The sequence below is a fragment of the Microcoleus sp. B3-A4 genome (assembly GCF_036705385.1).
Classification (GTDB): domain Bacteria; phylum Cyanobacteriota; class Cyanobacteriia; order Cyanobacteriales; family Microcoleaceae; genus Microcoleus.
Map to the genome: position 1 here is coordinate 25,070 of NZ_JAUBUI010000020.1, position 21,120 is coordinate 46,189.

Genomic DNA, 21,120 nt, shown 5'->3' on the forward strand with positions numbered 1-21,120 from the left:
TATTTTTGAAATCTACCGCGCAAGTCTTACCTAAAATCCCATCAAAAATCTACAACCAGACTGCTACTCTACCTGTTTTGCCAAAGCAAACCGCCTGTTATTTTTATTTTACAAAAGGCGATATATCGCGTCTAAAAGCATTGACACAGAGATGCGGATCGGTTTTAGGAACCACGTTGAACTTGAACAAATATTTCCTCCAAAATTTCACTAGCTCCCTGTTGGCGCAGTCGGTGAGCGAGGTCAATTCCGATCATTTCAGCAGTCTCGGCGGCGCCGGAAACACTATCTTTGACGAATCGCTTGCCGTCGAGACTCGATACCATTCCGGTTAAGGTTAATTGACCGTTTTCTATTTTGGTATTGACGCCGATCGGCACTTGACAGCCACCTTCTAATTCCCGCAGAAATGCGCGTTCGGCATAACATCTTTGGGCAGTTTCCGAGTGTTCGAGAGCTTTAATCACGGCCATGATTTCTGTATCTCCAGCGCGGCATTCGATGCCCAAAGCACCTTGTCCGACGGCGTGAAGGGAGATTTCAGCAGGGATAATTTGGTGGATGCGATCGCCCATTCCCAATCTTTCGAGGCCGGCAACTGCTAAAATAATCGCGTCGTAACCGCCCTCATCTAATTTAGCGAGTCTAGTATTGAGATTGCCGCGAATATCTTTAAATTCAAAATGAGGGAAATGGTGCCGCAGTTGAGCTAGCCGCCGCAGGGAAGAAGTGCCGATTACTGCACCTTCTGGGAGGGTGTCGAGTTGCTTGTCTTTGTGCTTGGAGTGAACTACCAAGGCGTCAGCGGGATTTTCCCGTTCGGTGACGCATCCTAAAATTAAACCTTCGGGCAAATTGGTAGGCAAATCTTTGAGGGAATGAACGGCAAAGTCCGTTTCATTGTTAATCATCCCCGTTTCTAATTCTTTGGTGAAAAGTCCTTTATCGCCAATTTTAGCGAGGGCGACATCAAGAATTATGTCCCCTTGGGTGGACATGGTGTGGACTTCAAAAGTGTGTTCCGGGAAGTGTTTCTGTAGCTGTTCTTGCACCCAGTGGGTTTGCACGAGAGCGAGTTGGCTTTTGCGGGAACCGATGCGAACGGTTCGGGAAGGGGCAGATGTGGTTGGGGACATAAGATCGATCGGAGGATAGCTTGAAATCAGCCAATATATTCACCTGATCTAGCGTACCGCAGGTGGGGACTTTAATTGCTGGTTGGGATAATTCGGGCGATAAAATAGAAATACCAGGTTTTGACCGCCTGTGTGAAAAAAGGATGCAACGGTAGGCAAGCTCCAAACCTTTACATAATAAGCCATTGCCAATCTAAAATCTAAAATCGTATGACCGCCAGTAGCCGTAAGCCTTGATGATGTTTCCCATCCAGCATTGGGCGTCGCTTGCACGGGGGCGATCGACATTCCGAAGCAAAGGCTGCCGGCGATGTAAGATTTACCTAGGGTCAAGCCGGATGAACCTGGTTGACATGAGGAGTTAGCTTAGCTGCAGCGAGAAAAAATTAGCTCAAAAGTTGCGATATTTGGATAGAAAAATGTAGTGGCGAGGGGAAAAGGGCGATCGAAGTTGCGATCGTACTTCTAAAGCCACCAAATAGCTTAGCATCAAAAGTCAATTTGTCAAATTACTCAAATCCTAAAACTATGAAAAGTGCTCTTGAGGTAGCTCGTTACTTTTTATCTCGTGTCGATCGAGAAGCAGGCGATACCATTTCTCCTCTGAAACTGCAAAAGCTCGTGTATTATGCACAAGCTTGGAGTTTAGTCTTTAGAAGCCAGCCGCTATTTGATCAAGATATTGAAGCTTGGGTTTCCGGCCCCATTGTCCGCGATGTTTGGGATGAGTACAAAGCTTACAAATATAGCGATATTCCAGCTCCAGATAATTTTGAAGAAGAATTTGATGAAGATGAAATCGAGGTACTCGAAGAAGTTTGGAATGCTTATGGAGAATTAAGTGCTAAACATCTTGCAGAATTGACGCAATCAGAGACACCTTGGCTCAACGCCCGCAAGGGATTAGAACCCGCCGAAACATCAACTAAAATCATCTTCCACGAGGATATGAAATCCTGCTATGCACCTTTGGTGGAGGCGTAAGTGGGGAAAAAAAGTCAAATACCGAAGCCATCTCAAAAAAAGCAACAAAGTAGAATTCCAGAGCAAGCAACTCACTTAAATCGACCAAGCAGTACAGATGATGAGCATCCTAGCTTCAGATTTACCTATGCAGATAAGAATCGTTGGCTTTTGTCTGACTGGACATCATCAGAAATCACTGACCTAATTGAAGGACTCAAGAAAATTTAGAAATATACTTGGGGTCAAATCAAAGGTCACGGATCAAAAAAACGAGGTGAATCAGTGGGAACTGGTTATAAGTTGATTAACATTCATCCGACTTTGCCTGACAATATTCCTGAAGATGAGAGGTTATCCGAAATGCGAATTGATGAGAAAAAACGGATCTTTGGGTTCCGCGTTCAGTCTGTTTACTACATCATTTGGTTTGACCGCGACCATTCAGTTTGTCCAGAATAAAGTTTATGAGGAGTGAAAAAGGGCGATTCCCTACCCTTCGGGAACTCCTGCGGGAAGATAGCTTCGATCGCGCGTACCTTTTCCATTTCCCAGCAAAATTTAACGTTGCCCTGCTTGAAGTGCAGAATTTGCTATCTGGACAACTTCTTGCTGCCGTGCGTTTTTCCTTGTGACTCGGTACAGCACCCCCAGCCTTTGCCACTCAACAAAAGCAGTGCAGTAAGCACCGCAATTATTGAAATAAATCCCCCTGAATCCGCCGGCCAATTCAACGCTTCTGTAAGTATCCTGTGGCAATTGCGAAGGAGGGGAAAACGGTTGATTTCTTTTAGCTTCGATTGTGCCGAAATAACAGGCTCCTGCGCGGCATCCTTTGCCTAAATACATTCCCACAATGTAACCGTGGGAACCTGCTTGCACATCAAAATCAACTTGCTGAGTGTTAGATAAAGGAAGTATGCTCGGAAGAAAAACAGGCACTCGCGTTTTGCCTTTGATTTGCCTAGAAATGTTACTCGCAGGAAAAATACTGTTAGCTTGGTTTGCTGACTTATCGGGAATTGGGGGAAACTTTTGCACAAAATCCCTCCACTGCACAACTCTATTTTTAGCAATGTTAAAAGTGGGAATCGAGTATTTCTCTACCGCAAAAGAAGGGCGACCGTTTTTCAGGTTGAAGTGGCGGCGAATCACTGTAATTTGTGGTTTCCCTAAGCCGTAAGCTGGCGCTATGGAACGGGCGAGATTGCAGCTAATTTTGAAGCGTCCCATCTCAATATTGCCATTTTCCGCTTGATAAGACCAATTATAACCTTCAGAAGCACGATCGCGATTGCACAGAAAATGAGAAATCTCAAACATCTTGGCAATATGAACATCGTACAACCGCAACTTGCGGCTGCCGGCAGATTTTGCAGTGTTGCGATCGGGCACAATAAATTGTATCGGTTGCCAGCTATCTTCAGGGGAATAATTAAACCAGCGGATTTCTGTAATCGGGAGTTCAGTCCTTGCTAACGCTGAGTTTGGTGTCAAAGGTGCGTGAAGCGAAGCTATCCCGAAGGGAATCGTAAAAGCAGTCACCACACAAGCAAAAATCGCCGCAAATAGCCATCTTCCCCTCATCCTGATTTCCCCCTAAGTAGCTCAGCGCAAAAAAAACAATAGCATCTTCTAAGGGGCGAGTGCGAGTTAAGATATATCATGTAATAACGGTAAGGTGCGCCCTTACGCACCCTACATATAGAAGTTGTGCCTCTCCGACTGCTAAACTTAACGCTTCCCAGCTTGAATAGCAGAATTTCCTATTAAAATTAAATCAGATTCTCGTCCGTTCTTAATGGCGACGGTATACATAAAACCCTGAGTTTTCCACTGCAGAGTTGCTGTGCAGTAAGCCCCGCAACCGTTATGATAAACTCCTTTCACTCCGCCCGCAAGTTTGACATTTTTTAACGTCTTAGTTACCCCTTCTAGTTTTGTAGGAAACTCCCCGCCTTTTTCACCTTGAATTGACCCAAAAGTGCAAACTGTCGTACCGCCGCAATCTGCTTTATACTCGATTGAAATACTATAGCTGTTTGCTTCTGCTGTAGTGGGATAGTACATTTTTTGCGGAACCGGAATCCTGTTGGGGATAAAAATAGGCACTTGCGTTTTTCCTTTTAACTTTCGCAAAATTTCATTTACCGGAAACGCAGCACCTCCTTGAGCAATTTGTGTTGTTCCCGATTGTCGCATCGACAATGGCGAAGATCCAAAAACAACCGAGGGAGGTACTAAAGCAGTCAATACACAAGCAGAAGTAGCCAAAAGTAATAATTTCTTCTTCACGGTCTTTTTCCTTAATATTCCAAGAGTTTAGTTGGGCGGCAAACCGCATTCACCTATGTACAACCCTAATTCAAAATACCAAATTAACACTCGCTTTTCCGGGAAAAATGTTTTTTTACTATCTTGACAAGGTTGCCAGAATATGAAGTCATATATAATATAGAGAAAGCGAGCAATTTAGGAGTCGATCGTGGAACTGCAAGAGTATTTGCGCCAGCACGGATTGGAAACTTTGTCCGAAACTTATCATATCAAAGTTACCCGCCACCGCCAATATCCCGATTTAGTCTGTCTGAAATACTCCCAGATAGAATCTCCTCTAGGCGAAAAGATAGTCCAGCAGTGCCGAGGCATTATTTTAGATTCATCTCAAAATTGGCAGATAGTTTCTTATCCCTACAACAAATTTTTTAATTACGGAGAAATTCACGCCGCTGCAATTGATTGGAGAAATGCCAAAGTTTATCAAAAACTAGACGGTTCTCTGACTGTAATGTATTTTTATAAAGGAGAATGGAGAGTGCAATCTAGCGGCACTCCCGACGCCGCCGGCGAAGTTAATGGTTTTGGGTTCAGCTTTGCGGAACTTTTTGGGAAAGTCTGGCAAGAATTGGGATATCAATTGCCAAAAGAAACCGACCAGTGTTTTATATTTGAGTTGATGACGCCTTACAATAGAATAGTTGTCCAGCAACAAAACAATCAAATCGTGCTGCACGGGGTTCGCAACACTCAAACGCTGGTAGAAACAGACCCGAGTCTGTGGGCCAATAAATATGGCTGGGAATTGGTCGCTTCCTATCCTTTAACTAGCTGGAAAGAAGTTATAGAAGCGGCTCAACATTTAGATCCGATGGATTCGGAAGGGTATATTATCTGCGATGCTAACTTCAACAGAGTTAAAGTTAAGTCTCCGCAATATGTCGCGATTTCCCATCTCCGCGAAGGGTTTTCGACCCGCCGCCTGATAGAAATTGTTTTAACTAATGAAGGAGAAGAGTTTTTAGCTTATTTTCCTGAGTGGAGTGAGTTGTATCAAAAAGTTAAAGACAAATATCAATCTTTGGTTGAAGAAATCGAGGAAGCTTACCGACAGCACGAACATATCGAAGTTCAGAAAGATTTTGCATTAGCTGTGAAACATTTGCCGTATTCCGGGATTTTGTTTTCTTTGCGGGCCCGAAGAGTTGCGGGAGTGAAAGAAGCTCTCCGTGATGTTACGATCCATAAAATAGAGGAGCTATTGGGTTTAGATTACATCCATCTAGGTTTGTAGTAACGACTACAGTCGTTTCTTGAATGAGGACTCAAATCCTCACTACAAACGAAAATTAACATTATATTTAGGTGACAGAATAAAGAAGTAAATGCACCTAATTAAACCTAAGATACAGGTGGCTAAAAAGCTTGCTGTATGAGCATTATTCCTTCTTCCTTCTTCCTGACATCCGTTACAGAATCCGTTGCCGAACTTCCTTCTTCCTTCTACTTACCATGAAAAGAGTTATTGTACTTGTTGGTTTGCCTGCTTCGGGAAAATCTCAATTTGCTAGGGAATTGCTGCTGTCTGAACCTGCAAAGTGGGTGCGTAGCAATAAAGATTTGCTCAGAGAAATGGCTCACGCTTCTCATTGGTCGCCGTCAAATGAAAAGTTTATTGTGAAATTGAGAGATACGATTATTTTGATGGCTTTGGAAAGTGGCAAACACGTCATTGTTGATGATACTAATTTTGGCCCTCACATCGAGCATATCAAGGAGTTGGTTAAAGGTAAAGCTGTTGTGGAAGTTAATGATTCTTTTCTCCAAGTTCCGGTAGAGGAATGTATTAAACGGGATTTGAAAAGGCTTAATTCGGTGGGCAAAGATGTGATTATGAAGATGTACAATAAGTACGTGCGTGTTCCCGTTGCGCCGCCGGAATATAACCCGGATTTGCCGGATGCAATTATTGTGGATATGGACGGTACGCTGGCACTTCTCAATGGCAGAAATCCTTTTGATGCTTCAACGTGCGATCGCGATTTGCCCAATCAGCCCGTCTTAGATACCGTTCGCAAGTGGCAGTCCAGCGTTAATATCATTGTAGTGTCGGGCAGGACGGATGACTGTCAGCCTCAAACTGAAAAATGGTTGCAGCAGTATGAGGTTAATTATGCCAGTCTTTATATGCGGAAAACCGGAGATATGAGGAAGGATTCGATTATTAAAGAGGAGTTCTATCGGCAACATATTCAAGGAAAATATAATGTTAAGTTTGTGTTGGACGATCGCCAGCAAGTTGTTGATATGTGGAGAAGCTTGGGATTGACGGTATTCCAAGTAGATGAAGGGGATTTTTAAGGCAGGGTTTGTTGGCGCGGGCGCTCTCCCAACTCCTAATGCTACACTCAAAGTAACCCGGAATTTATCTAATTCATCTGCGTTAATCTGTGTTTATCTGCCCTCATCTGCGGTAAAAAAAAGAGAATGTATTAACCGCAGATGACAAGGGATAGACGCTGATTCACGCAGATAAAGAGAAGAGAGATAGGAATAACTCCGATGCTAACAACAGATTTGAGATTATTTACTTATCGCGTCCAAGCCAGCCAGCGGTTAAACAAATTTTTCACAAACGGAGTCAAACGAGTGCGATTGTAAGCATCTCCCGCTTTCCGAATTGCATCAGCTTGTGTCGGATACGGGTGAATTGTGCTAGCAATTTTTCCCAAACCAATATTGTTAACCATTGCCAAAGTAATCTCGCCGATCATATCTCCAGCGTGTCGCGCTACAATAGTTGCACCTAATATTTTTTCGCTGCCTTTCTTGACGTGAATTTTCACAAATCCTTCCTCTTCGCCGTCAATAATTGCCCGATCGACTTGACTGAAAGGAATTAAAAATGTATCGATATCAATGCCTTTTTCCTTAGCCTCGTGTTCCCCAATTCCGACGCGGGCAATTTCCGGGTTTGTGTAAGTACACCAAGGTATCGTCAAAGCGCTGAGCTTTTTGCGTCCGAAAAATAGAGTGTTTTGAATCACCATCCTTGCGGCAAAATCAGCAGCGTGAGTAAATTTATGTTTCATGCAAATATCGCCAGCGGCATAAATGCGGGGATTAGTAGTTTGCAAATTGTCGTTGACAAATACGCCTGTTTGTGTATCGTATTCGACGCCGACAGCCTCCAGATTCAATCCTTCGACGTTGGGCGATCGCCCTGTACTCACAATAATTTCATCTACTGTTACCGATGCTTCCTTACCTTGAGATTTATAATAAATTACTTTGCCTGCATTTGTTTTCTCAACGCGCTCTATTTGGGATTCTAGTATTAGTTGAATTTCTTCGCGTATAAAAGCCTCCTGCACGATTTTAGCAGCATCCGCATCTTCCTTATCTAAAATCTGAGCATTTTTGTGCAGCAATACGACTTCCGAACCCAGCCGCCGAAAGGCTTGAGCCAATTCGCAGCCGATCGGCCCTGCCCCAATTACTGCCAAACGCTGAGGTCTTTCTGTGAGGTTAAAGACCGTTTCATTTGTCAGATATCCAGCTTCCTGCAAGCCGGGAATTTGTGGTTGTAGCGCCCTTGCACCTGTGGCAATTACTGCTTTTTTAAAGCGGAGAGTTTGACCTGCAACTTCTACTGTATTATTGCTAGTAAAACGACCGGAACCTAAAAAAACATCAACTCCTAATTTGTGCTGATATCGTTGAACCGAATCAACATCGCTAATTCCGGCCCTGATGCGGCGCAGCCGTTCCATCACAGCAGCAAAATCCACTTCTACACTGTCAGAAACGTTAACACCAAATTTACTTGCTTCCGAGATATCGCCGACAATACGAGACGATCGAATTAAAGCTTTTGAGGGTACGCAACCGACATTCAAACAGTCGCCGCCCATTAAATGTTTTTCAATCAAAGCAACTTTCGCGCCCAAACCTGCAGCACCCGCAGCCACAATTAATCCGGCGGGCCCAGCGCCAATTACTACTAAATTATAACTGCTAGCCGGCTGCGGATTTACCCAATCGGGCGGATGCAAATAGGAGACTAATTTCTGGTTGTGTTCGTCCATCGGGGGGACAGTTACGCGCTCGACTTTTGACTCCGGCATTCGCAAATCCTCCTAATTAAATACTTTCTTCCAAAGCTTTGCTGGCTATCCTAGTGAGAAAAACAGTTACCGCAACAGTAGCCAGAAAACCGAGGATATTGAGCGACCATTTTGCTGCTTCTGTTTGGGGATTTGTTGACTGACATATCGCGCCTATCGCCGCAATATTACCCACCAAAGAACCGGAGTAAACGTACATAATTGTACCCGGTATCATGCCCAAGGAACCCAGCACGTAATCTTTCAAAGAAACCTGAGTAATTCCCAGAGCGTAATTCAATAAATTGAAAGGAAATAAAGGACAAAGACGAGTCAAAAAAACTATTTTTAATCCTTGTTGGGAAACTGCGCGATCGAGAGCTTTAAACTTGGGGTAAGATTCCATATATTTTACCACGCGATCGCGACACAAATAGCGCCCGATCGCAAAAGCAAATACAGCACCTAAAGTGGACGCCGCAAAAACGTAAACAGAACCCCACCACAAACCAAAAATCGCCCCCCCTCCCAGCGTCAGTACCGAACCCGGTACAAACAGCACAGTAGCCAAGTTGTAAGTAGCTACAAAAGCCACTGGCCCCCACCACCCTAAATCTTCGATCCGCATTAACAGAGTTCTCAAAACATCTTGAACGTAGGCAGATCTAGTTGCTACAATTAAGAGAGCGAGCAAAAGTGCGATCGACAAAAACAACACTATGCGTTTAAATTTTACCCTAGCATAATCTTGGATTCGTTCTTTAGCCATGATTCACCTGCAAATATTTATCAGCATTATACTCCGAACTTAAATTATTACTGTAAACTACCCTACAAGCGAGAGGTCATGACACCCAAAGCCCAACTCCCAATCCCCGAACATTTCGACCAGAAAAAAGTAGGCGAAGTCTGGCGAGTCCCCTACCGAGAACGCGCCGCCCAAGCCAAAGATTGGGCAAAACAGCACAACATCCAGCCAGCGGCAAGGGACACAAACCGCATTTGTTTGCTGATAATCGATGCCCAAAATACTTTTTGTTTGCCCGAATTTGAATTATTTGTCGGCGGACGTTCCGGTAGCGGTGCAGTTGATGACAACCTGCGGCTGTGCGAATTTATTTACCGCAATTTAAATGCAATTACAACCATTGCGCCGACAATGGACACCCACACCGCCATGCAAATTTTTCATCCAATCTTTTGGATCGACGAAGCAGGCGAGCACCCCCTACCAGCCGCCACTTCTATTACACTCGAAGATGTCCAAAAAGGCATTTGGAAAGTCAATCCAGCCGTCGCCCACAGCATCATCGGGGGCAATTTTTCAGCACTGGAAAAACAGGCGTGCCACTACGTCAAAAAACTCAGCGACGATGGAAAATATCCCCTGACAATTTGGCCCTATCACTCGATGCTGGGTGGCATCGGACACGCGCTGGTTTCTGCGGTGGAAGAAGCAATATTTTTTCATACTATAGCCCGCGACAGCCAAGCACTTTTTGAAATCAAAGGCGGGAATCCACTGACAGAAAACTATTCGGTTTTGCGGCCGGAAGTTTTAGATGGATTCGACGGCAATCCGATTGCGGAAAAGAATGCTAAGTTTATTGATAAATTACTCGATTTTGATGCAGTAATTATTGCCGGACAAGCCAAAAGTCACTGCGTTGCTTGGACAATTGATGATTTGTTAACGGAAATTTTGGCGAGAGATCCGAATTTGGCAAAGAAGGTTTATTTGCTGGAAGATTGCACTTCGCCTGTGGTTGTTCCGGGTGTTGTGGATTTTACGGAACAAGCAGATGCAGCTTTTCAAAGATTTGCGGCGGCGGGAATGAATATTGTTCAATCTACCGAGTTAATTCTGGGCGATTAAAGACGAGTGTTTTCTCTTGGGGTTTTCAGTGAAAAAAAGTATATACGATCAAGCAGAGGCGGTAATTTTTGTTCGCTTGGAAGTCGGCTGCGATCGCATTTAACGGATTACGTATGATATCATATCCGAAAAATCACTTACTAGAGAAGTGTAATCAAGGAGTTTCCCGATGACTGAAAGCGAAATTTATAGTGTTGTTCTTTTTCGGGAGGCGAGTGTGCAAGCAATTTCAAAACTCTCGGTGGCGATCGCCACGACTCTTCTGAGCACAGTTGTAACTGCAACCCAAGCCTACGCAGTTCCCGTAACCTACGATTTCACCATCACTGTTACCAAAGGCGGGTTAGCGGGCAATTCATTCAACGGTTCTTTCAGCTACGATGATGCCAAATTGAAGGGAACGGGAGTGGAAGAATTGGGAATTACTGAGGGATTAACGACCTGCCTAAATTACCTGGGACGCACTTATCGCGAAACCGATGATACCAGTTATCCTACGTTTCCCATACTCAGATTTGAGGATGGCAAGATCGTGCAACTAAACTTCTGGATTCAGCCGAATAAGCGAGTTAATTGGTGGAATTTACCTGGATGGGAAGTCAAGCTGTCTGAGCCTAAAAAGAGCAGGGTAAGCTCATCTAATTAGGTATATATTGTACTTGACAAAAAGCGCAATATCTAGACATAGGCATTCAGTCAGCAGCGGTTCTATAATGTTGCTGCATCTTTCGTCACGACTGGTGAGGATAAGTCAATGGAAAAAGGATTCGCTTCTGTGGTATGTACGAAAAAATCAGAACCGGGGCCAAACGGGTCCCAACCCATCTCCGTCCAAGACTTACAAGCGAGCTTCTCAACATATTTTGATGACTTACCAGACCCGAGAGTTGAGCGAACCAAACAACACCTACTCAAAGACATTCTTGTAATTACCATATTAGCTGTCATCGCCGGAGCTGATGGGTGGGAAGACATAGAAAATTATGGGGTTAGCAAGCAGAAATGGTTGGAGGAATTTTTAGAGTTACCCAATGGAATCCCCAGCGATGATACATTTCGTCGGGTCTTTGAAAAGCTAAACCCGAAAGCTTTAGAACAGAAGTTATCCCAATGGCTTCAGCAAATCATGGGTGCAGTTTTCCAAGAAATCATCCCGATTGATGGCAAAAGTTTGCGAGGTTCTTATGACGCCTGAAAAAGGTTTAAAAAACCTACATTTAGTCACAGCTTGGGCAAGCGAACAACGTTTGGTACTGGGGCAAGTCAAAGTTGAAGACCATTCCAATGAAATCACCGCGATTCCTGCCTTACTGGAATTAATCGACATTGCGGGAGCGATTATCACCATCGATGCGATGGGAACTCAAACCGAAATTATCCGACTTATTAGCCAGAAAAAAGCTGATTATGTCGTAGCATTAAAAAGCAATCATCCCACTCTTTACACTCAAGTAAAAAACTGGTTTGAGACCGCAAGAACTCAGCAATTCGTGGGAATTGAAATCAGTTATGACTCCCGAACCGAAAAGGGACATCATCGCGTCGAAAGCCGAAAAGTTTGGGCAGTACCAGTTGCCCAACTCGGAGGACTTTACAAACAAGAACAGTGGGCAAATCTACGCACTATTGTAATTGTCGAAAGAGTTCGTCATCTTTGGAATAAAACCACTTATGAGGTACAGTTTTACCTAAGTTCGTTACCAGTAGATGCCCAGCTAAATGGTCGTGCTATTCGTAAACATTGGGGCATTGAGAATCAAGTTCATTGGAGTTTAGATGTGACGTTCAATGAAGATAAATGCCGTATTCGTTCGTTAAATAGCCCTCAAAACTTGGCTCTGGTCAGACGGATGGCGTTGAATGCTGTCAACAAAGAAACAACTCTCCAGCGTAGCTTGCGACAAAAAAGAAAACGGGCTGCGATGAACAATGACTATATGATGCAGATTCTCAAATGCTTTTGTCAAGCATGATTGAGATGCTCTTACCCTGCTAAAAAGAGCGGTTCAACTGTTCCCAATTGTCAAAAACGGTGAGGCGTGACCAAGGTGCGATCGACTCTAAAAATAGGGTAGTGCCTCTGGGCTTGATGATTTCCCATAACTATTTTCCATCCAATCGGGGGACTCCTTCCAAAAAATTGCCGCTCAACATTAACTCAGTCATCCGGTCTAAGTTGCCGCTGACTTTTAATTTTTTATCTGTTTGAAAGCGCTCGATATCTGCTTTTAAATCGCCGCTATTATATCCTAATTTACTCAAATAGTCAATAGCTTGCCGATCGCTTAACAAGATATTTGCAGACCGGAAAATCGGCACGTATTCCTCTCGCCAAATGTAGGCAAAAGTTTCCCTATCTAAATAGAAAATCCTGCCCCGCGCCGGGTCGCCAATGGCAGCTACACTGTCATTCATTCCCAGCAAAGCGACCGCGTGGGGTAGCTTCCGAGGGCCGTCGAACAGCCAAACTGCTAGCACTCCGGGGCGATTAATTTGCTGAATTTGCTCCCAAGTTGGCGTTAGTTCGATCGCATTTACGCCCAAAGCTCTTGCTGCTATAATTAACTGGGGCATGGAAGTTCCCAAGCGACTCGTCCCGGCAAAACGCGCTACACTCGATTCCGTCGCATCGATTCCCCAACGCCTTAACACTGTTGCTAGCGCCGCCGGGGCGCAACTGCTGTTAGATGTTTGTCGATACACACCGTTTGGCTGCAAATTATCTATTAAATCACCGTAAATTGGCGCCATAAAATAGTTTTCAGCGCTAGTAAATCCTCCCAATCCCAACAAGCAAATTAAAATTACTGCGATTACTTGCGCTCGCGCTGTCAACCAACTTATACTAAAGCCAATACCGCAGACTCCCATCAACATCACTCGTAGCAAAGTCCAAGTAACTCGCATCCCGTGAAAGCGCCACTCGATCGGCAAAACAGGCATTTGAGGCATATTTAGAGCCAGTAGCAGCAAAGCAATATAAAAACCCAAAAACAGCAGGGCGATCGAATTTCTGCCCTTAAACAAATCATTAGCCGTCACTCCAGATCGAACTAACACCCGCCCGAACCCCATTCCCCAGACAAACAGCACCGAACCCAGCACCAGCGTCACTACTATTTCCATGAACTCAAAATTTTGTTGCTTAACTAGGTTGTAACATTTATGCGCTCGACTTGAACCCCAATCAATAGTAGGAGAGAGGAAGAGTGGGACAGAGGAAGAGTGGGAGAGAGAATTTGACGATGTTTGGGTTGGGTTCCTGAATTCCGGCTACAATCGAATAAACAGGATTTATCCAAAATCGAAGCAGGCGAAACAACCATCAATTCTAAAGAATTTGATCTGCATAGCTTGCTCTATATTAAGTTTTACCAGATTTTTCTTGATGAGTGTGAATCAATGGTTGACAATCAGATAGTTCAGCTACCTAACCCAACAGGAGATTTTGCCATGTTTGCCAATTTAAATTTGAGAAACCGAATGTTACTCGGATATGCAGTTCCCCTTGCTTTGAAGGCGATTAATTTATTTTTTTTGTAATAATAGGAAAAATTTAAGATGATTAACTTCAAAGCCACAAAATTAAAAGAGCGTATTCTGTGGGGATATTCCATACCGATTTTGCTCTCAGTTGGAGCAGCTACTTTGGTTTTTTTTAATGCTAAAAAAGTAGAAAACAAAGCAAAAATTTTAAATAATTCTCATGCTATTGTTATAGGTTTAAAAGATCTTGAACTGGGATTTTCAGGTATGCAGAAAGCTGCTCGTGGCTATTTTTTGGCACAAGAGAGTGGTTTCTTTACTGAATACAATGAACAGGTAAACAGCTTTGACTACTTCTATCAGGATCTACTTAAGCGGGTTCAAAACCCGAAGCAGCTCCAGCGGCTAGATGAAATGAATGTATTACAAGATCAGATAGACCAAGGCTATAGACAAGCCTTTTCTTTGGTCGATCAAGGTAAGCGAGACGATGGACTTAACTTGTGGAAGACACAAATTGTACCAAAGCTTCGTCAGGTTGATGCTATAGCTAAGGATTTTGAAAGCACCCAACAAGAGATTTTGCTTGACAGACAAAAACAGCAAATTCAAGCTTTGCAGTTCCTGACTACGGTCGTGATTTTAAGCACTGCTTTAGCTGCACTTACGGCACTTGCGATCGCTCGGTGGATTGCTTCAGGCATTGCAGAGAAAATGAATCAGTCAGTCAATATGATTGTTAATTCTTCCACACAGATTGCGGCCACAGTTGAACAGCAGGAACGCACAGCCGCACAGCAATCTAGCTCTGTAAATCAAACTACAATCACAATGGATGAGTTGGGCGCGGCTTCCCAACAATCAGCCCACCAAGCCCAAGCGGGTGCTGAATCTGCACGGCAAGCTTTAAAGATCACTGAAAAGGGAACCCTAGCAGTGGAGCAAACCATCGAATCGATGACAATATTGAAAGAAAATGTCGGGGCGATCGCGGCACAAATTCTGCAATTGAGCCAACAAACCCATCAGATTGGCAATATCTCTACTGATGTCACAGATTTAGCCAATCAAACAAATATGCTGGCACTTAATGCCTCAGTAGAAGCAGTCCGGGCGGGCGAAAACGCCAAAGGTTTTACTGTCATAGCCACAGAAATCCGCAAACTAGCAGATAAAAGTAAGAAATCAGCCGAGAAAATTAACCGCCTAGTCGATGATATCAAGAATGCGATCAATTCCACCGTAACGGTGACACAGGAAGGTACTAAAACAGTAGAAGAAGGAACCAAAATCAGTCAACAAACAGCAGCAGCTTTCTCGGAAGTAGCAACTGCTGTTAATAATGTGGTATTGAACAATCAACAAATTTCTCTAACTGCTCAACAACAAGCAGTTGCTATTCAACAAGTAGTGGAGGCGATGAACAGCCTCAACCTAGCGGCAAAAGAAACCGCTAGTGGTATTACTCAAACCAAATTAGGCACTCAACAATTGAACGATGCAGCCCAAAATCTCAATTCAATTGTCTAAGTTAGTGGGTAGAGGCTGGTTTTCTGTGGATCTCAAGTAATAATATTTATTATATTCCCCATTAAACCCGCCCCTAGAGTCGCTAGTGAAAAACCCTACTAACATCGACGGAGATCTGCGTAAAGAAATAGACTAATAACGCAAGTTGCTAGTTATTCCCCCTCATCCCCCAGCTCGCAACTGTGCACTAGGGGATAAGGGGAGCAAGAGCAGGATTAAAGCTTCTCGCCCCTCTATAAAATTTTTTCCTTTTCCCCCCTCCTCTTTTAGGAGGGGCAGGGGGAGGTGGGAGAGGGGTTGGGGAGAGGGTGAATCAATCTATAGGACATAATTAGCAACTTATTTTAATATGACTTACGCAAGGAATCATTTTTCACACTATCTGTTTTGCCAAAGTAAATAACTAATCAAGGAGTAAAAATAGAAATGTCAGAAAATATTTTTCGGCTGAGTAAAGTAGTTCCGTTGGGCTTCGGGTCGATTTTTTTGTTAATGATTAGCATCGGATTTGCCACTAAATTGAGTATGGATAATTTAGCCGAAGCGATTGAGTGGCAAACGCACACTTATGTAGTCAAGACAAATTTGCAAGCCATAGAAAAAGATTTATTGGATGCTGAAACAGGACAGCGGGGCTTTATCTTCGGTGGTAAGGAGGAATTTTTAGAACCTTACAAAAAGGGTACAGTCGCCTTTTATAAAACAGTAAATGATACAAAAGAGTTAATAAAAGATAACCCTGAACAAGTTAAAAAGTTGGAGCAAGTTGAAAACTTGGGTCAGCAAAAACTAGATGAATTAGCGCAAACTATATCCCTGAAAAGGGCTGGGAAAGAACCAGAGCTAAGAGCCTTGGTGATTTCAGGTAAAGGCAAGATATTTATGGATGAAATTAGGGATAAGCTGGCAGAAATGCTTAAGGTAGAAGATACTCTACTGGTTCAACGAACAAAATTAGCAAAACAGTCCGAGCAATTAGCGACGATTGTTTCTATAGGAGGTACGGTTATTGCTGTAGTATTGGGTTCATTTATTGTATTATTCATTTCAAATAAAATTATCCGACCAATCAATCAGGTAGCAAATACGATCGCCAGTTCTTCCACAGAGATTGCTGCCATAGTTGAACAGCAGGAACGCACAGCCGCACAGCAATCTAGCTCTGTAAATCAAACTACAATCACAATGGATGAGTTGGGCGCGGCTTCCCAACAATCAGCCCACCAAGCCCAAGCTGGTGCTGAATCTGCACGGCAAGCTTTAAAGATCGCTGAAAAGGGAACCCTAGCAGTGGAGCAAACCCTGGAATCGATGATAATATTGAAAGAAAATGTCGGGGCGATCGCGGCACAAATTCTGCAATTGAGCCAACAAACCCATCAGATTGGCAATATCTCTACTGATGTCACAGATTTAGCCAATCAAACAAATATGCTGGCACTTAATGCCTCAGTAGAAGCAGTCCGGGCGCGTGAAAACGCTAAAGGTTTTACTGTCATAGCCACAGAAATCCGCAAACTAGCAGATAAAAGTAAGAAATCAGCCGAGAAAATTAACCGCATAGTCGATGATATCAAGAATGCGATAAGTTCCACTGTAACGGTGACAAAGGAAGGTACTAAAACAGTAGAAGAAGGAAGCAAAATCAGTCAAGAAACCGCAGCAGCTTTCTCGGAAGTGGCAAATGCTGTTAATAATGTCGTATTGAACAATCAACAAATTTCTCTAACTGCTCAACAACAAGCAGTTGCTATTCAACAAGTAGTCGATGCTATGAATAGCCTCAACCAATCGGCAAAAGAAACCGCTAGTGGTATTACTCAAACCAAATTAGCCACTCAACAATTGAATGATGCTGTCCAACATCTCAATTCAATTGTCTAAGTGGCGCTCAGTCTTTTGGGCTAGCAAACTAGCAATTGATAGCCTTGAGTCATGAATTGATCTCGCAGCCGTCCAAGCTTGTCAAACCTGCGGCATCCAAATTAAAAGGGTCGCAGGCGATCGCATTGCTACAGCCAGCGCGATCGAATTTCTCCCGTTAAACAAATCCTTAGCAGTAACGGACGATCGAACTAACACCCGCCCGAACCGCATTTCCTAGACTAACAGCACCGATCCCAGCACCAGCGCCACTACTATTTCCATAAGTTGAGAATATGGTCGCTTAACTAGGTTTTAACACGCTCTGCGATCGTCCGTGGGGCAGCGGAGGAGGAGGAGAGAGTGGGGGAGTGGGAGGATTTTTCTTTTGCCTCCTGCCTTCTTCCCTCTGTCTTCAACCCAACCTAAAAGTTGCAAAATGTCAAGGGAGTCGATCGACTTTTCCCCACCTTAGCCACCAAGTCCCAAACAAGATTTAGCGCCGGAAAAAATCCCCCAAATTTCTTGCCACAAACGGCCACATCGGTTGTAATATAGATGTAAGTCACAGCCCGTTAAAGTAATCAACCAACAATTAAGCCGCTCAATATATTCACGCTCCAACGAGCGATGAATTGTATTGAGCGTGCCTATTAAGGAGCGATCAAAGCTCGTCAGACACCCCAAATATTCAGGAAGAATCATGCCATCAAGATCCGCCAACGATGTAGACGTAGCAGAGCAATATTGGCACTACCTAGAAATATCCAAGGTTGCAACTATCTTAGAAACCAACCTGGAAAGCGGTTTAGAACCGACAGAAGCCAACCATCGCCAACAGAAATTCGGGCCCAACGAACTAACGGTTAAAGCAGCGAAACCAGCCTGGTTAAAATTTATCCTGCAATTTAACCAACCCCTCCTGATCATCTTGCTGAGTGCAGGTTTAATCAAAGCAGTGATCGGAGAATGGCTAAACGCTAGCGTAATTTGGGGCGTAACAACCACCAACGCTACTATTAGTTTCATCCAAGAAGCTGGAGCCGAGAAAAAAATTGAAGCCCTAGCCCAAGCTGTCACCACCGAAGCCACAGTAATTCGGGGTGGCAAAAAATTAAGAATTCCCTCCAAAGAACTCGTTGTCGGTGACTTAGTAATCCTGACTTCCGGCGACAAAGTACCGGCAGACTTGCGCTTAGTGAAAGTCCGCGACTTGCAAATCGACGAATCGGGACTCACCGGGGAATCTGTTGCTGTCGAAAAAGAATTAGGACAGTCTGGAGATATAGTTCTGCCAAAAGAAACGCCACTAGCAGAACGGGATAACATGGCCTATGCCGGCAGTTTTGTCACTTTTGGCCAAGCTAGCGGCATCGTAATTGCGATCGCCAATAAAACCGAAACCGGCAAAATCTCCCAACTATTAGATCGGCACATCGATCTCACCACCCCCTTAACCCGCAAATTCAACCAATTTAGTCAAAACTGGCTGCTATTCGTGTTGGGAATGGCAACCTTGACCTTCGCCGTCAGATTGGGGCGGCCAGTCCCTGCGGGAGTTTCAGCCTTTAAAGAAGCAGTCGAACCCGCTGTCGCCCTGATTGTCGGTGCAATTCCCGAAGGCTTACCCGCCGTCATTACCGTCACCCTAGCCGTAGGCGTTTCCCGGATGGCAAATCGCCACGCGATCGTCCGCAAATTGCCCGCAGTGGAAACCCTCGGCGGCGCTACAGTCATCTGTTCCGACAAAACCGGAACTTTGACGGAAAACCAAATGACGGTGCAAGAAATCTATTCTGGCGGCGAATCCTACTCGGTTACGGGTACGGGATACAGCCCCGAAGGTGAAATTCAACTCAACCAACTGCCAATTACTGTCAGCCAAGCTCCAACTTTGCAAGAATGTTTGCAAGCTGGACTCCTTTGCAACGACTCTCAGTTGGAATTCAAAGACGATAATTGGATTGTCGTCGGAGATCCGACAGAAGGAGCGTTAATTGCTGCGGGCAAAAAAGCTGATTTGAGCCAGCAAATTTTGTCCAAGTCAATGCAGCGGCTGGATTCAATTCCCTTTGAATCTCAGTTTCAATACATGGCGACGCTGCACCGAACTCCCAGTGGCAAAATTTTGTACGTCAAAGGTTCCGTAGAATCAATTCTCGGCCGCTGCAGTTCCAGTCTCGATACCCAAGGAAATCCGGTAGAAGTCGATCGCGCACAAATTCACCATCAAGTGGATGAAATGGCAAAGCAAGGCTTGCGCGTCTTGGCTTTAGCGAAAAAGCCAGTACCCCAAAGCCAAAATTCCGTCGATCACTCGGATTTGGAGTCAGGGCTGATTTTCTTGGGACTGCAAGGCATGATTGACCCGCCGCGGGCAGAAGCGATCGCAGCCGTCCAAGCTTGTCAAACCGCCGGCATCCAAGTCAAAATGATTACCGGCGACCACATCGCTACAGCCAAGGCGATCGCCCGTCGCATGGGATTCCGCAAAACTAAACACCACAGAGAACTTGTAGCCTACACCGGCGCTCAACTCGCCGAAATGAGCAAGCAGGAACTCGGCGAAGCCGTAGAAGCCGGCTCAGTTTTTGCCCGCGTCGCCCCAGAACAAAAACTCCGCCTGGTAGAAGCTTTGCAGCAAAAAGGCGAAATAGTGGCGATGACGGGAGACGGCGTTAACGACGCGCCAGCCCTCAAACAAGCGGATATCGGTATTGCGATGGGCAGCGGTACTGAGGTTTCTAAGGAAGCCGCCGACATGATTCTTACCGATGATAACTTTGCGTCGATCGAATCTGCTGTCGAAGAAGGGCGATCGGTTTACAAAAATCTGCTCAAAGCAATTAGCTTCATTCTCCCAGTCAACGGCGGAGAATCGATGACAATTTTGCTCAGCACGCTCCTCGGTCGAGAATTGCCGATTTTGTCGCTACAAATTCTCTGGCTGAATATGCTCAACTCGATCACCATGACTGTGCCTCTGGCTTTCGAGCCCAAGTCAGCGGGAGTCATGAAACAGCAGCCCCGACCGGTAAACGAAGCTTTCCTCACGGGAAATCGGATCAAGCGGATCATCGCTATTTCTCTTTACAACTGGACTCTGATTTTCGGAATGTTTGAATGGGTACGCCAAGCTCCTTGGGGAACCTTGGAACTGGCGCGCACGATGGCGATTCAAGCTTTGGTAATGGGGAGAATTTTTTACCTGTTGAGTCTCAGCCAGTTGTTGCCTTCTTTGATTGCTAAATTTAGCGGTTCTAAGGAAGAAGTTAGTGGCGCTCCCGCCCTCGGTGTGGGAATTGTCCTGGCGATAATTTTGCAGATCATCTTTGCTAACTCTCCGTTTGTCAATCGCATATTTGAGACGGCTCCGATGAATCTGGATCAGTGGCTGATTTGCTTCGGCGTAGCCCTACCGATGATCGGTGTTGCTCTCTCCGTCAACCGCTTTGACCCGCCCAACTAATCGAATTTGTAGGTACTGCGATCGATTAGTAATTTCGGGTGTTTAGAAACCGGGTTTCTTGAAGAAACCCGGTTTCTCTGTTTTACAGAAATCGAACCTAAAAGCCCACGTCATATCAGATCCGGTAAATCACTTACGATTAAGCGCCAATTTTAGTCCACCACTGAAAACCAGTTAACCGTGTGAAAACAGCACAACCGTAAAATAATAATTATTTCTGTATTATTCACTACAATTAACAACTCAAAAAAAGTAAAGATATATTAACAAAGTAAATGTGTGGTGGTGGCGATATTTGCCGCTTATTGACAATAGATTGGAATGACCCCCGATCGCCATTCGTTACAACTTTCACCCAGCAGGTCTTGGTTTGAACCAGTTTTGATAAGCAAACCCGATCGCTCTTCCCAACGC

18 protein-coding genes and 1 pseudogene are annotated in these 21,120 nt (G+C 44.5%); 12 read left to right on the forward strand and 7 right to left on the reverse strand.

Annotated features, from left to right (window positions below):
• Nucleotides 1-164: 164 nt before the first annotated feature.
• Nucleotides 165-1,136, reverse strand: a complete 972-nt coding sequence (hemC, locus tag QUB33_RS11075; protein ID WP_333350305.1) for a hydroxymethylbilane synthase — start codon at nucleotides 1,134-1,136, stop codon at nucleotides 165-167.
• A gap of 48 nt (nucleotides 1,137-1,184) precedes the next feature.
• Nucleotides 1,185-1,469 (reverse strand): hypothetical protein, encoded by a 285-nt coding sequence (locus QUB33_RS11080; protein ID WP_333350308.1) that lies wholly within the window; start codon nucleotides 1,467-1,469, stop codon nucleotides 1,185-1,187.
• A gap of 195 nt (nucleotides 1,470-1,664) precedes the next feature.
• Here QUB33_RS11080 and QUB33_RS11085 point away from each other — a divergent pair, with 195 nt between their 5' ends.
• Genes QUB33_RS11085 through QUB33_RS11095 form a run of 3 tightly spaced genes read left to right on the forward strand, consistent with a single transcriptional unit; the run spans nucleotide 1,665 to nucleotide 2,561 of the window.
• Nucleotides 1,665-2,120 (forward strand): type II toxin-antitoxin system antitoxin SocA domain-containing protein, encoded by a 456-nt coding sequence (locus QUB33_RS11085; RefSeq protein ID WP_333350310.1) that lies wholly within the window; start codon nucleotides 1,665-1,667, stop codon nucleotides 2,118-2,120.
• Nucleotides 2,121-2,330, forward strand: a complete 210-nt coding sequence (locus QUB33_RS11090) for a hypothetical protein (RefSeq protein WP_333350312.1) — start codon at nucleotides 2,121-2,123, stop codon at nucleotides 2,328-2,330. It begins immediately after the preceding gene.
• Between the two features lie 54 nt (nucleotides 2,331-2,384).
• Entirely contained in the window at nucleotides 2,385-2,561 is a 177-nt protein-coding gene (locus QUB33_RS11095) for a hypothetical protein (protein WP_333350314.1), read from the forward strand.
• A 99-nt stretch (nucleotides 2,562-2,660) separates the two neighbouring features.
• Here QUB33_RS11095 and QUB33_RS11100 read toward each other — a convergent pair whose 3' ends face one another.
• Nucleotides 2,661-3,686 carry a hypothetical protein gene (locus tag QUB33_RS11100; protein ID WP_333350316.1) on the reverse strand — a complete coding sequence of 342 codons (1,026 nt, stop codon included), beginning with the start codon at nucleotides 3,684-3,686 and terminating at the stop codon, nucleotides 2,661-2,663.
• Nucleotides 3,687-3,833: 147 nt separating this feature from the next.
• Nucleotides 3,834-4,394, reverse strand: a complete 561-nt coding sequence (locus QUB33_RS11105; RefSeq protein WP_333350318.1) for a hypothetical protein — start codon at nucleotides 4,392-4,394, stop codon at nucleotides 3,834-3,836.
• Between the two features lie 190 nt (nucleotides 4,395-4,584).
• Between QUB33_RS11105 and QUB33_RS11110 the strand changes: the two genes are divergently transcribed.
• Together QUB33_RS11110 and QUB33_RS11115 are read left to right on the forward strand one after the other, a co-directional pair.
• Nucleotides 4,585-5,670, forward strand: coding sequence for an RNA ligase (locus QUB33_RS11110; protein WP_333350320.1), 1,086 nt, complete (start codon nucleotides 4,585-4,587; stop codon nucleotides 5,668-5,670).
• A 218-nt stretch (nucleotides 5,671-5,888) separates the two neighbouring features.
• Nucleotides 5,889-6,737, forward strand: coding sequence for a phosphatase domain-containing protein (locus QUB33_RS11115; protein ID WP_333350322.1), 849 nt, complete (start codon nucleotides 5,889-5,891; stop codon nucleotides 6,735-6,737).
• A gap of 230 nt (nucleotides 6,738-6,967) precedes the next feature.
• Here the strand turns inward: QUB33_RS11115 and QUB33_RS11120 are convergent, their stop codons facing one another.
• Nucleotides 6,968-8,503, reverse strand: a complete 1,536-nt coding sequence (locus tag QUB33_RS11120; protein ID WP_333350324.1) for a mercuric reductase — start codon at nucleotides 8,501-8,503, stop codon at nucleotides 6,968-6,970.
• 16 nt (nucleotides 8,504-8,519) lie between these two features.
• Complete coding sequence (locus tag QUB33_RS11125; protein ID WP_333350326.1) at nucleotides 8,520-9,251, reverse strand: TVP38/TMEM64 family protein; 732 nt, start codon at nucleotides 9,249-9,251, stop codon at nucleotides 8,520-8,522.
• Between the two features lie 78 nt (nucleotides 9,252-9,329).
• On the opposite strand from QUB33_RS11125, the gene QUB33_RS11130 reads away from it, so the two are divergent.
• The 3 genes and pseudogenes from QUB33_RS11130 to QUB33_RS11140 all read left to right on the forward strand — a co-directional run bounded on the left by QUB33_RS11130 (nucleotide 9,330) and on the right by QUB33_RS11140 (nucleotide 12,331).
• A complete protein-coding gene (locus QUB33_RS11130; RefSeq protein WP_333350328.1) occupies nucleotides 9,330-10,358 on the forward strand; it encodes an isochorismatase in 1,029 nt (342 codons plus the stop codon).
• Between the two features lie 169 nt (nucleotides 10,359-10,527).
• Nucleotides 10,528-11,004, forward strand: a complete 477-nt coding sequence (locus QUB33_RS11135; protein ID WP_333350330.1) for a hypothetical protein — start codon at nucleotides 10,528-10,530, stop codon at nucleotides 11,002-11,004.
• Nucleotides 11,005-11,112: 108 nt separating this feature from the next.
• Nucleotides 11,113-12,331: pseudogene (locus QUB33_RS11140) on the forward strand (ISAs1 family transposase).
• A gap of 130 nt (nucleotides 12,332-12,461) precedes the next feature.
• Here the strand turns inward: QUB33_RS11140 and QUB33_RS11145 are convergent.
• Nucleotides 12,462-13,484, reverse strand: coding sequence for a cysteine peptidase family C39 domain-containing protein (locus QUB33_RS11145; protein WP_333350332.1), 1,023 nt, complete (start codon nucleotides 13,482-13,484; stop codon nucleotides 12,462-12,464).
• Nucleotides 13,485-13,760: 276 nt separating this feature from the next.
• Between QUB33_RS11145 and QUB33_RS11150 the strand changes: the two genes are divergently transcribed.
• From QUB33_RS11150 to QUB33_RS11165, 4 genes are all read left to right on the forward strand, one after another.
• A complete protein-coding gene (locus QUB33_RS11150) occupies nucleotides 13,761-13,901 on the forward strand; it encodes a hypothetical protein (protein ID WP_333350335.1) in 141 nt (46 codons plus the stop codon).
• A gap of 18 nt (nucleotides 13,902-13,919) precedes the next feature.
• Nucleotides 13,920-15,374, forward strand: a complete 1,455-nt coding sequence (locus QUB33_RS11155) for a methyl-accepting chemotaxis protein (RefSeq protein WP_333350337.1) — start codon at nucleotides 13,920-13,922, stop codon at nucleotides 15,372-15,374.
• Nucleotides 15,375-15,800: 426 nt separating this feature from the next.
• Nucleotides 15,801-17,258 carry a CHASE3 domain-containing protein gene (locus tag QUB33_RS11160; protein ID WP_333350339.1) on the forward strand — a complete coding sequence of 486 codons (1,458 nt, stop codon included), beginning with the start codon at nucleotides 15,801-15,803 and terminating at the stop codon, nucleotides 17,256-17,258.
• 682 nt (nucleotides 17,259-17,940) lie between these two features.
• Nucleotides 17,941-20,706, forward strand: a complete 2,766-nt coding sequence (locus QUB33_RS11165) for an HAD-IC family P-type ATPase (protein ID WP_333350341.1) — start codon at nucleotides 17,941-17,943, stop codon at nucleotides 20,704-20,706.
• Nucleotides 20,707-21,120: the final 414 nt, after the last annotated feature.